Origin of the sequence: Komagataeibacter oboediens, from assembly GCF_003207815.1 — a bacterium.
Lineage (GTDB): Bacteria > Pseudomonadota > Alphaproteobacteria > Acetobacterales > Acetobacteraceae > Komagataeibacter > Komagataeibacter oboediens.
In genome coordinates this window covers 72,067-84,281 of the sequence record NZ_NKTX01000001.1, presented here as the reverse complement: position 1 = coordinate 84,281, position 12,215 = coordinate 72,067, and the positions used below count along the sequence as shown (strand labels likewise).

Genomic DNA, 12,215 nt, shown 5'->3' with positions numbered 1-12,215 from the left:
CCCCGCATATGTCGGTGATGCGGCAGGAAGGCCCTTATGCTCAGCGCGGCAGGTTCTGCGCGATGTAGGGCGGCAGGGTAAAGGATGCGACGTGCATTTCCGGCGTCCAGTACCGCGTGCCCGTAATGCCCGCTTTGTGCGCGCGCGCGCGGATCACATCGACCGGCTGCTGGCCCGGCACGCGCCCCTTGGCGGCGACACCCAGCGTCATGAACCCGCCAACATAGGTCGGAACGGCGGCGACATAGGCCGAAACATGGTCAAAGAACTGCGCACGCCGCGCGCTGGTGTCACGCAGTTCGTCCGCCTGCATGAACGGCACGCCGCACTGGTTCACGATAATGCCGTTCGCCGTCAGGATACGCGCGCAGTGTCTGTAGAACGAATCGGTAAACAGCACTTCGCCCACGCCAATCGGATCGGTGCTGTCTACGATGATGACATCAAACGACCCATCCGCCGCGTTGGTCACGTATTCGATCCCGTCGCCCACGATCACGTCGGCACGCGGGTCGTTCCAGGCATCCCCCGCAATGGAGGGCAGGAATTCCTTCGACAGCGCGATCACGTCCCCGTCGATTTCGACCATCACGGCCTTTTCCACGGTGCTATGTTCCAGCACGCGCCGCAGCACGCCGCCGTCGCCCGCGCCAATGATCAGCACGCGCTTCGCATCGCCATGTTCCAGCAGGGGTACATGGGTCAGCATTTCCTGATAGACGAACTCATCGCGTTCCGTGATCTGGACCACGCCATCAAGCATCAGCACGCGACCGAGATCGACGTTCTCGAACACGGCGATATCCTGAAACGCGCTTTTCCTGCGCGCCAGCATCCGGTCCACACGCAGTTCCTGCCGCCAGCCTTCGTACAGACCTTCGCTGATCCACTCACGGGACATTGCGATCCCCCTTTTCCGTCCTAATCAATGCACATGAAAAAGCGCGGGCCGGAAATCAATCCGGCCCGGCACTTCTGTTCTTTTTCGTGAAAGATGCCCCGGGGCATGAACCCGCACGCCCCGGCCACAGCCGGTTAAAGCTGCACGCGCCCGCGACGCTGTTCATCCACCTCGATACGACCGGCCTGGAACAGGCGCTGCATGACGGGGATCGCAAGATGCGGATCACACGCCCCACACATGAAAATATCCACGGCGGCAAAGTTCCGCTCGGGCCATGTATGGATCGAGATATGGCTTTCCGCCAGCACGACCACGCCCGACACGCCGCCATTGGGCGTGAAGTGGTGGAAGTGGCTGTGCAGGATCGTCGCCCCGGCCGTCACCGCGGCTTCGCACAGGGTACGGTCGATCTGCTCGGGATCATCAAGATTCCGGGCGTCCCAAAGATCGACAAGAAGATGCGTTCCCGCAAACTTCATCCCGTCTTTTTCGACGAAGTAATCTTTCCGGTCGTCCTCGGACGAAAACGGCGCTGAAGAGATCTGGTTATCGCTCGGGTGTTCCGAGACCATCCCCAGTTGAGCAAGTGCGTTCATCACGTACCCCCAAACCAGTAGACAGCCTGTTGGGCAAGATTGCCCCCTTGGGCCAAGAGAGGCGCTGATAGGGCCTGCGGGCCTCGTGTTGCAAGTGTTTTTCGCAGCCTGCGAAAAGTTTTTTGCATACCCACCGGCCCCATCCGCGCAAAGTCGCGTCTATTTTGCGGGTTTCCGCTTCGCTTTCGCCAGTTTCCCACCATTTCTGGAACTGTCCGGCCCTTTGGCCACTGTGGCTTTTTTGCCGCGTGCCCTGCCCTTGCCCGCAGGCTTTTCCACCGGTTCGGGAACCGGCACCAGCGGCCTGTGTTCCAGCAGTGGACGCAGGAATCGGCCCGTATGGCTGTCGGGACTGGCGGCCACCTGTTCAGGCGTGCCGCAGGCCACGATCCGGCCACCACCGTCACCACCCTCCGGTCCCATGTCGATCACCCAGTCGGCGGTCTTGATGACCTCCAGGTTATGCTCGATCACCACGACGGTGTTGCCCTGGTCCACCAGCGCGTGCAGCACCTCCAGCAGCTTGCGCACGTCTTCGGTATGCAGCCCGGTGGTCGGTTCATCGAGGATATAGAGCGTACGACCCGTGGCCCGGCGCGCCAGTTCCTTGGACAGCTTCACGCGCTGCGCCTCGCCCCCCGACAGGGTGGTGGCCTGCTGGCCGAGGGCGACATAGCCCAGCCCCACCTTCTGCAGTATGGCCAGCCGGTCGCGGATACGCGGCACGGCGGAGAAATAGGGCAGCGCCTCATCCACCGACATGGCCAGCACGTCGGCAATCGACTTGCCCCGGAACTTCACATCCAGCGTCTCGCGGTTGTAGCGGGCCCCCTTGCAGGTGTCGCAGGTCACGAACACATCGGGCAGGAAGTGCATCTCGATCTTCAGCACACCGTCGCCCTGGCACGCTTCGCATCGCCCGCCCTTGACGTTGAAGGAAAAGCGTCCGGGCTTGTACCCCCGCGCCTTGCTTTCGGGCAGTTCGGCAAACCAGTCGCGGATGGGGCCGAACAGGTCGGTATAGGTCGCAGGGTTGGAACGCGGCGTACGGCCAATGGGCGACTGGTCGATGTCGATGATCTTGTCGAGCTGGTCCAGCCCGTCGATCGCCGCATAGGGGGCCGGGTTCTGGCCTGATCCCATAAGCCTGCGCGACAGGGCCTTGTACAGCGTGTCGATCACCAGCGTGGACTTGCCGCCGCCCGACACCCCGGTCACGCAGGTGAACGTGCCCAGCGGGAACCGGGCCGTCACGTCCTTCAGGTTGTTGCCCGTCGCCCCACGCAGCACCAGTTCGCGCTTCGGGTCGATCTTCCGGCGCTTTTCCGGCACGGGAATGCATTTGCGCCCCGACAGGTAGGCGCCCGTCAGGCTGTTGGGATTTTCGGCCACTTCCTGCGGCGTACCCGCAGCCACGACCGTGCCGCCATTCACGCCGGCACCCGGCCCCATGTCGATCAGCCAGTCGGCGGCGCGGATCGCGTCCTCGTCATGCTCGACCACGATCAGGGTGTTGCCCAGCTTCTTCAGCCGGTCCAGCGTACCCAGCAGACGTTCATTGTCGCGCTGGTGCAACCCAATGGAGGGTTCGTCGAGTACATACAGCACGCCTGTCAGCCCCGACCCGATCTGGCTGGCCAGCCGGATGCGCTGGCTTTCGCCGCCCGACAGCGTGGCCGACCCGCGTGACAGCGTCAGGTAATCCAGCCCCACGTCATCAAGAAAACGCAGGCGGTCAAGGATTTCACGCAATATGCGGTGTGCGATCTCGGCGCGCTGCGGCGTCAGCGTCGCCTCCACCGTGCCGAACCAGTCCAGCGCCCGGCGGATGGGCATGTCAGAGGCCTGCGCAATGTTCAGCCCCGCAACCTTCACCGACAGGGCTTCGGGCCGCAGGCGCGCGCCATCGCAGACATGGCAGGGCTTTTCGGACTGGTAGCGCGACAGTTCCTCACGCACCCATACGCTGTCGGTTTCCGCCATGCGGCGGCGCAGGTTCCTGACCACGCCCTCGAACGGTTTGGTCAGGCTGTAGGCGCGGCGGTCGTCGCGGTAGGTAAACTCGATCGGGTCCTTCCCCCCCTCCAGGATCACATCGCGCACGCCTTCGGGCAGATCCTCCCACGGCGTATCCATCGATACGCCATAATGCTTCGCGATGGAGGCCAGCGTCTGGGTGTAATAGGGGCTCTGGCTGTTACGCCACGGGGCGATGGCCCCGCCCGCCAGCGAGAGCGATTCGTCGGGCACGATCAGACGGGGATCGAAAAATGTCTCCTGCCCGATACCATCACAGGCCGGGCACGCGCCCTGCGGCGCGTTGAAGGAAAACAGGCGGGGTTCGACCTCCTCCAGCGTAAAACCGCTGACCGGGCAGGCAAAGCGCGAGGAAAACACCGTGCGCGGGGCCTCTTCCCCCTCAGGCAGGTTTTTCACCACCTCTTCCGCATAGACCAGCCCGTCGGACAGGCCGAGCGCTGTCTCGAAACTGTCGGCAAGGCGGCTTTCGATGCCTTCCTTGACCACGATGCGGTCCACCACTGCCTCGACCGTATGGCGCAGACGGCGGTTGAGTTCGGGCACCTCGTCAATAGTATACAGCGTGCCGTCCACCTTCACGCGGGTGAAGCCCTTGCGCTGGAGTTCGGCCAGTTCCTTTTTGCATTCCCCCTTGCGGTCGCGCAGTACCGGGGCAAGCAGCATGAGGCGCGTGCCCTCGGGCATTGCCATGACGCGATCGACCATCTGGCTGATCGTCTGCGCCTCGATCGGCAGGCCGGTGGCGGGGGAATACGGCACGCCCGCGCGCGCCCACAGCAGGCGCATGTAGTCATGCACCTCGGTAACGGTACCGACGGTGGAGCGGGGATTCTTCGATGTCGTCTTCTGCTCGATGGAAATCGCGGGCGACAGCCCCTCGATCGAATCGACATCGGGCTTGCCCATCAGTTCCAGGAACTGCCGCGCGTAGGCCGACAGGCTTTCCACATACCGCCGCTGCCCTTCGGCATAGACGGTGTCGAACGCCAGTGACGACTTGCCCGATCCCGACAGGCCGGTCATGACCGTCAACGCATCACGCGGTATGTCGATATCGACATTTTTCAGGTTATGCGCCCGTGCCCCGCGCACACGGATGGATTGCGGGCTGACATGCTGTGCCGCCGGAACCTGTTCCGGACGCGAAGAAACGCTCATGAACTCTCCCTGTTCCGTTCCCGTAAGGGAAAGCGGATACCGGCCGCCATTTCGGGCCACCCCATATCTGGTCCTGACGGTCCATTCCGACAAGGGCCGCACCATGGCGACCCGGACAACGCGGCGCACCCGCCCCATCTGGCGACCTGCCCCGGGGTTGATGGCGACATCGTCCGCACACTCGCATTTTGTGCGGCCATCCGGTAAGATCGCCGCATCTATTCCGCCACTGTCGCCGTCCGGCGATGTGTGGCGGCAGCCGGTGGCGGTTCAGCCCCGCCGGTCCCATACTCGAACTGCAGCAGGACAGCATATGGCGGGCAGCGTCAACAAGGTCATTCTGGTGGGCAATCTGGGCAAGGACCCCGAAGTCCGCACCAGCCAGAGCGGGGCGAAGATCGTCTCGCTGACATTGGCCACAAGCGATACATGGAATGACCGCGCGTCGGGCGAACGGCGCGAACGCACGGAATGGCACCGTGTCGTCATCTTCAACGAACGCATTGGTGACGTGGCCGAACGTTTCCTGCGCAAGGGCCGCAAGGTCTATCTGGAAGGTTCGCTGCAGACCCGCAAATGGACCGACCAGAGCGGCCAGGACCGGTACACGACCGAAGTGGTGGTGGACCGCTTCCGTGGCGACCTTGTCCTGCTGGACAGCAACCGTGGCGGTGACGCCGGTGGTGGCGACGACATGGGTGGCGGTTATGGCGGTGGCTATGGTGGCGGCAGCGGTGGCGGCAGCTACAGTGCACCCGCCCGAAGCCAGCCCCAGCGCACCGAACGCCCCGCCACGGGCGGCGGCGGTAATGGCGGCGGCTGGGATGCGCCCGCCGGCGGCAGCGACCTGGACGACGAAATCCCGTTCTAGCGCTGTCCCGCCCCCCGCGTGGCGCTTCGCTGCGGGGGTGGTCCATGCTATACATCACGCAGGGACATGATGGCCGCGACCTGCGCCATGCCTGCCTTCCGTTCCACCCGCGTGCCCAAACGGCCACGGGGGTGGATAACCCTGACATGACGGAACTGCCTTGACCGAGATACCCGACGATCCCCTGCCCCCGTCCGACATGCTGCCGGTCACGATCGAGGAGGAAATGCGCTCCTCCTACCTGGCATACGCGATGTCCGTCATTGTCAGCCGCGCCCTGCCGGACGTGCGCGACGGGCTGAAGCCGGTGCATCGCCGCATCCTGTATTCCATGCGCGAAAGCGGGTTCACCCACGACAAGCCCTATCGCAAATCGGCCCGCGCGGTCGGTGACGTGATGGGTAAATACCACCCGCATGGCGACTCCTCCATCTATGACGCCATGGTGCGCATGGCGCAGTCATGGTCGATGCGGGTGAAGCTGATCGACGGGCAGGGCAATTTCGGGTCGGTGGACGGGGATTCGCCCGCCGCCATGCGATATACCGAAGCGCGCCTGGCCAAGGCCGCGTCCTTCCTGCTGGATGACATCGACCGCGATACCGTCGATTTCCAGCCCAACTATGACGAAAGCGAGCAGGAGCCCCAGATCCTGCCCGCCGCCTTCCCCAACCTGCTGGTCAATGGCGCATCCGGCATCGCGGTGGGCATGGCGACCAACATCCCGCCGCACAACCCCGGCGAGATCATTGATGCCACCCTGGCGCTGATCGAACGTCCGGACATGACGCTGGACGACCTGCTGGACTACGTGCCGGGGCCGGACTTCCCCACCGGGGGCACCATCCTGGGCCGGGCGGGCATCCGCAGCGCGTTCGAGACGGGGCGCGGGTCGGTCATCATCCGTGCCAAGGCCGAGATCGAGGAAATCCGCAAGGACCGCCGCGCCATCATCGTGACCGAAATCCCCTATCAGGTGAACAAGGCCACGCTGCAGGAACGCATTGCCGACCTGGTACGCACCAAGCAGGTCGAGGGCATTTCCGACATCCGTGACGAAAGCGACCGCTCGGGCATGCGCATCGTCATCGAGATCAAGCGCGAGGCCACGCCGGAGGTGGTGCTGAACCAGCTCTACCGCTTCACGCAGCTCCAGACCTCGTTCGGCGTGAACATGCTGGCCCTTGATGGCGGCCAGCCGCGCCTGATGGGGCTGAAGGACGTGCTGGAAGCCTTCATCCGCTTCCGCGAGGACGTGATCCTGCGCCGCGCGCGCTTTGACCTGAACAAGGCGCGTGACCGGGGCCACCTGCTGGTCGGCCTTGTGATTGCCGTCGCCAATATCGATGCGGTGATCGCGCTGATCCGCGCCGCCCCCGACACGGCGGCCGCACGCGCGGCACTCATGGCGCGCGCGTGGGACGCGGCCGATGTCGCCCCGCTGCTGGAACTGATCCATGACGAGGGCAATGTCATCATCGATGGCAAGGTCCACCTGACGGAAGCGCAGGCGCGCGGCATCCTTGAACTGCGCCTGCAGCGCCTGACGGGGCTGGAACGCGACAAGATCCAGCAGGAACTGTCCGAAGTGGCGGTCAGGATCAACGACCTGCTGGACATCATCGCCAGCCGCCCGCGCCGCATGGAGGTCATGCGCAATGAACTGGCCACCATCCGCGCCGAACTGGCCACCCCGCGCGCCACCGACATTGCCGATTACGCTGGCGACCAGACCGATGAAAGCCTGATCGAACCGGGACAGATGGTGGTCACCATCACGCGCGAAGGCTTCATCAAGCGCACGCCGCTGGATGTATTCCGCGCGCAGAACCGTGGCGGCCGTGGCCGGACGGCGGCGGGGCGGCGGGGTGACGACATCATCGTGCGCTCGTTCAACGCGCATACGCACCAGTGGGTGCTGTTCTTCTCCTCCGGCGGCAAGGCGTATCGCGAAAAGGTATGGCGCCTGCCCGAAGCCAGCCCCACCGCCAAGGGCCGTGCGCTGGTCAACCTGCTGCCTGACCTTGGCAGCGACACGATCACCGCCGTCCTGCCCCTGCCGCAGGATGAGGAACTGTGGGAAAACCTGCACCTTGTCTTCGCCACGGCATCGGGCAGCGTGCGGCGTAACCGGCTGAGCGATTTCCGCAACATCCGCTCGTCAGGCCTGATCGCCATGAAGCTGGATGAAGATGACCGCCTGATCGGCGTCGCCACCTGCCGCGAGGGACAGGACGTGTTCCTGGGCACGCGCAACGCGCGCTGCATCCGCTTCCAGATCACCGATGACACGCTGCGCGTGTTTGCCGGTCGCGGCAGTTCGGGCGTGCGGGGCATCAGGCTGGCCGAAGGCGACAGCGTGAACAGCCTGTGCGTACTCAACCATGTCGAGGCCACGGTGGAAGAACGCGCCGCCTACCTGCGCATGGCCAATGCCCGCCGCCGCGCCGAAGCCGCGCAGGAAGGCGAGGAAGCGGAGGAGATCACGGCAGCCGATGACGGCGACACCCCGACCGACGACCTGCCACTGACCCCCGAACGCTTTGCCGAGCTTGAAGCGGCGGAGGAAGTGCTGCTGATCGTCAGCAACGCGGGCTATGGCCGCCGGTCCTCGGCCTATGACTACCGTGTCAGCGGACGTGGCGGGCAGGGCATCAACAACATGACCTTCTCCGCCAACAAACGCGGCAACGCCGTCGTGGCGACGCTGCCGGTGCTGGCGGACACGGACATCATGCTGGTGACCGATGCGGGGCGCCTGATCCGCCTGCCCATTAATCAGGTACGCATCATGTCACGGCAGGCCAGCGGCGTGACCCTGTTCCGCCTGAACGATACGGAAGAAGTCACCAGCGTCTTCCCTGTCATGGATGACGGGGACGAAGGCGAAGACGTGGAGGGCGGCGACGCCACTGCAACCGACGCCACGCACGACAGCGACGCAGGCCATGATGACTGAGGCCACGACCCTGCGCACGGGGTTCTACCCCGGCACGTTCGATCCTGTGACCAGTGGCCACATGGATATCATCGAACGTGCGGCGGGGCTGGTAGACCGGCTGGTGATCGGGGTTGCGGAAAACCGTGACAAGCACCCCCTCCTCCCGCTGGAGGAACGGCTTGTGTGCCTGCGCACCGACATCGAACCGCTGAATGCCGGGCGCGCCATCCCCATTACCGTGGTCGGTTTTACCGGGCTGGTGGTGCATGCGGCCCGTACGCATGGGGCGCATGCAATCATTCGCGGGCTGCGGGCGGTTGCAGATTTTGAATACGAGAACCAGATGTTTGGTATGAACCAGCATATGGCACCGGACATTGACGCGCTGTTCCTGATGGCGCGGGAGGGGCATCAGTACATCTCCTCCCGGCTGGTCAAGGAAATCGCCCGGCTGGATGGGGACATTTCCGGTTTTGTCCCCCCCTTTACCCGCAGGCATATCCTGAGCCGCCTGCGTGGCTGAGATAGACCGGGACCACATGGACCGGTCCCGTTCTTCCACCCCCTTCACTTTACGAAACGGATCACAATGTCTGCTACAGAAAACAAGTCCGACCTGATCAACATGGATCTCAAGACAGGGCGGGTGGTGATCCGCCTGCGTCCCGACATTGCCCCGCTTGCGGCCGAGCGTATCCGCACGCTGGCGGCGGAAGGGTTTTACGACAATACTCCCTTCCATCGCGTGATCCACGGCTTCATGGCGCAGGGCGGCGACCCGACGGGCACCGGTACGTCGGGCAGCAAGCTGCCGGACCTGAAGGCCGAATTCACCAATAAGGCCAAGTTCGAACGCGGCACGGTCGGCATGGCGCGCACCATGAACCCCGACAGCGCGAACAGCCAGTTCTTCATCATGTTCGAGCCCTCCCCGCACCTTGATGGCCAGTACACCATCGTGGGCCAGGTGATCGAAGGCATGGACCACATCGACCAGATCAAGCGCGGCGCGGGCCAGAGCGGCATGGTTCAGGAACCCGACCGTATCATCAAGATGCGCCCTGCTGACGCTGAAGCCTGATTGATACCCATGACCGGACAGGCGCCCCTTGGCGTCCTGCCCGGTCAGTGGCCTGTATCCGGCCACCTGCCTTTACGAAGGCAGGTGGCTGGCACGACAGCATGTTTTGCTGGCCTGATCGTGCCATGCACAGGTTGACACCCCCGCCGGGGATGTTTAGAGACCTGCCCAAGGCGTCGCATCACGGGTTTTTCCCTGTTGCTGGCCCCTTCATACAGGTGATGTGAGCCGGTAGCTCAGTCGGTAGAGCATTCGACTTTTAATCGAATGGTCGTGGGTTCGAACCCCACCCGGCTCACCATTCCCTGCTTCCCCCTTTCATACAATGCTGCCATTCCCCCTTGGGGTCATGTCTTCTGTCCGGGCATCGGTTACCGGGGCGGGTGCGTTCGCGCGTGGGTATGCGAACCGGGGACATCTATAGCCCAAAATATTGAAATAGAATGATTTATGGCCTGCCCAGGCGGCAAATGCATGGGAAAATCGCAGCCTGAATCCAGCCTGCCATAAGGGATAACGGGAACCTGCAACCCATGCAGCAGGTTTATGAATGTTCGATTTAATAATTAAGTTATCTATTTGTGATTAATTTTATAATTTTATGTCTTGCTCTTGGCCTATTTTTTCAAATAAATGACCCTTCGCCATGCGGTTACAGGATATTCGCACATTCCGGCCGCTTTTAAACCCGCTATCGTTGCCGGTGCAATGGATGGCGAACGCGCCCGCCCCGCATGTATGGGCAGGCTTACCAATGTCTGTGAGAGTCCATGACCCTGCATCCCGTCCTGACCGCCGTGACCGAACGGGTCATTTCCCGTTCGGCCCGCACCCGCAAGGCGTATCTGGAACTGATCGCGCGTGAGCGTGAAAACGGCATCAGCCGCCCCCGTCTGGCCTGCGGCAATCTGGCCCATGCCATCGCGGCATCCGGGGATGACAAGGCGGGCCTGCGTTCGGCACGCGGCATGAATATCGGGATCATCACGTCCTACAACGACATGCTGTCCGCCCATCAGCCCTATGGCCGTTACCCGGACCAGATCAAGCTGTTCGCGCGCGAAGCAGGCGGCACGGCACAGGTGGCGGGGGCGACGCCCGCCATGTGCGACGGCGTGACGCAGGGACAGCCGGGCATGGAAATTTCCCTGTTCAGCCGGGACGTGATCGCCATGTCCACGGCGGTAGGGCTGAGCCACGGCATGTATGAAGGGGTCGCGATGCTGGGCATCTGTGACAAGATCGTGCCCGGCCTGCTGATCGGCGCCCTGCGCTTTGGCCACCTGCCCGCCATCCTGATCCCGTCCGGCCCGATGCCCTCAGGCCTGCCCAATAGCGAGAAGCAGCGCATCCGCCAGCTTTATGCCGAAGGCAAGGTGGGCAAGGACCGCCTGATGGATGCGGAATCCGATTCCTACCATGCGGCGGGCACCTGCACCTTCTATGGCACGGCCAACACCAACCAGATGCTGATGGAAGTGATGGGGCTGCACCTGCCCGGCTCATCCTTCGTGCCGCCCAACACAAAGCTGCGGCAGGAACTGACACGTGCCGCCATCCACCGGCTGAACGAGATCGGGGCGCGTGGCGACGACTACCGTCCGCTGGGCCTGTGCGTGGATGAACGCGCCATCGTCAATGCCGCCGTGGGCCTGCTGGCTACGGGCGGTTCCACCAACCTTGCCATCCACCTGCCGGCCATGGCGCGGGCGGCGGGGATCGTGATCGACTGGAACGACCTGGACCAGCTGTCCTCCATCGTGCCGCAGCTGACCCGTGTCTATCCCAACGGGTCCGAGGACGTGAACGCCTTCCACGCCGTGGGTGGCATGCCCAGCCTGATCGGTTCGCTGCTGGATGCGGGACTGCTGCATCCCGATATCATGACCGTGGCCCGTGGCGGCTTTGCCGAATACCGCAAGAAGCCCTGCATGCACGATGACGCATTGACATGGGAAGACGCCGGTCCGTCCACCGACGACACCATCCTGCGCGCACCGGCCAACCCCTTCCGTGCCGATGGCGGCATGAAGGTGATGGAAGGCAACCTGGGACGCGGCATTTACAAGACCAGTTCCGTCGCCCCCGAACGTTGGACGATCGAGGCCCCGGCCGCCGTGTTCGACCATCAGGAAGACGTGCTGAAAGCCTTCCGTGATGGCAGGCTGGACCGGGACGTGGTGGTTGTCGTGCGCTTCCAGGGCCCCGCCGCCAATGGCATGCCCGAACTGCACAAGCTGACGCCCACGCTGGCGGTGCTGCAGGACCGGGGGCACAAGGTGGCCCTGGTGACCGATGGCCGCATGTCGGGTGCCAGCGGCAAGGTGCCCGCCGCCATCCATATCGGTCCCGAAGCCTATGTCGGCGGGCCGCTGTCGCTGCTGCGTGACGGGGATGTCGTGCGTGTATGCGCCCGGACGGGCAGCGTCGAGACACTGGTTTCAGCCACCGAGCTGGCGAACCGTACCCCCTCCCGTCCGCCCGCGCCGCAGTTCGGCACGGGGCGCGAATTGTTCGCGCTCATGCGCGGGAATGTGGACATGCCCGAACAGGGGGCATCGGCCATCCTTGCCTCCATGGACCACATGGCCGCACAAGAAGACGCCTGACCCCGGCGCACGCGC

At 63.8% G+C, this 12,215-nt stretch carries 8 protein-coding genes and 1 tRNA gene; 6 read left to right on the top strand and 3 right to left on the bottom strand.

Annotated features, from left to right (window positions below; all coding sequences use genetic code 11):
- Positions 1–40: 40 nt before the first annotated feature.
- The 3 genes from speE to uvrA form a co-directional block, all read right to left on the bottom strand.
- Positions 41–901: a polyamine aminopropyltransferase gene (gene speE, locus CFR80_RS00370; RefSeq protein ID WP_010513967.1), complete on the bottom strand. Its 861-nt coding sequence runs from the start codon at positions 899–901 to the stop codon at positions 41–43.
- 134 nt (positions 902–1,035) lie between these two features.
- Complete coding sequence (gene speD, locus CFR80_RS00365) at positions 1,036–1,500, bottom strand: adenosylmethionine decarboxylase (protein ID WP_025437442.1); 465 nt, start codon at positions 1,498–1,500, stop codon at positions 1,036–1,038.
- Positions 1,501–1,659: 159 nt separating this feature from the next.
- Positions 1,660–4,698, bottom strand: coding sequence for an excinuclease ABC subunit UvrA (uvrA, locus tag CFR80_RS00360; protein WP_110507049.1), 3,039 nt, complete (start codon positions 4,696–4,698; stop codon positions 1,660–1,662).
- A gap of 313 nt (positions 4,699–5,011) precedes the next feature.
- On the opposite strand from uvrA, the gene ssb reads away from it, so the two are divergent.
- From ssb to edd, 6 genes are all read left to right on the top strand, one after another.
- Complete coding sequence (gene ssb, locus CFR80_RS00355; RefSeq protein WP_010513969.1) at positions 5,012–5,569, top strand: single-stranded DNA-binding protein; 558 nt, start codon at positions 5,012–5,014, stop codon at positions 5,567–5,569.
- 160 nt (positions 5,570–5,729) lie between these two features.
- Entirely contained in the window at positions 5,730–8,528 is a 2,799-nt protein-coding gene (gyrA, locus tag CFR80_RS00350; protein WP_010513971.1) for a DNA gyrase subunit A, read from the top strand.
- Positions 8,521–9,033, top strand: a complete 513-nt coding sequence (gene coaD, locus CFR80_RS00345; RefSeq protein ID WP_029329394.1) for a pantetheine-phosphate adenylyltransferase — start codon at positions 8,521–8,523, stop codon at positions 9,031–9,033. Before gyrA ends, coaD begins: the two co-directional genes overlap by 8 nt.
- Before the next feature lie 66 nt (positions 9,034–9,099).
- Positions 9,100–9,591, top strand: coding sequence for a peptidylprolyl isomerase (locus tag CFR80_RS00340; protein ID WP_010513973.1), 492 nt, complete (start codon positions 9,100–9,102; stop codon positions 9,589–9,591).
- Positions 9,592–9,816: 225 nt separating this feature from the next.
- Positions 9,817–9,892 (top strand) — tRNA-Lys (locus tag CFR80_RS00335).
- A 469-nt stretch (positions 9,893–10,361) separates the two neighbouring features.
- Complete coding sequence (edd, locus tag CFR80_RS00330) at positions 10,362–12,200, top strand: phosphogluconate dehydratase (protein WP_010513980.1); 1,839 nt, start codon at positions 10,362–10,364, stop codon at positions 12,198–12,200.
- Positions 12,201–12,215: the final 15 nt, after the last annotated feature.

What these genes read in the sequence shown, in the direction of transcription:
- speE (WP_010513967.1), bottom strand. Translation starts at nt 901, where the DNA reads ATGTCCCGTGAGTGGATCAGCGAAGGTCTGTACGAAGGCTGGCGGCAG.
- speD (WP_025437442.1), bottom strand. Translation starts at nt 1,500, where the DNA reads ATGAACGCACTTGCTCAACTGGGGATGGTCTCGGAACACCCGAGCGAT.
- uvrA (WP_110507049.1), bottom strand. Translation starts at nt 4,698, where the DNA reads ATGAGCGTTTCTTCGCGTCCGGAACAGGTTCCGGCGGCACAGCATGTC.
- ssb (WP_010513969.1), top strand. Translation starts at nt 5,012, where the DNA reads ATGGCGGGCAGCGTCAACAAGGTCATTCTGGTGGGCAATCTGGGCAAG.
- coaD (WP_029329394.1), top strand. Translation starts at nt 8,521, where the DNA reads ATGACTGAGGCCACGACCCTGCGCACGGGGTTCTACCCCGGCACGTTC.
- CFR80_RS00340 (WP_010513973.1), top strand. Translation starts at nt 9,100, where the DNA reads ATGTCTGCTACAGAAAACAAGTCCGACCTGATCAACATGGATCTCAAG.
- edd (WP_010513980.1), top strand. Translation starts at nt 10,362, where the DNA reads ATGACCCTGCATCCCGTCCTGACCGCCGTGACCGAACGGGTCATTTCC.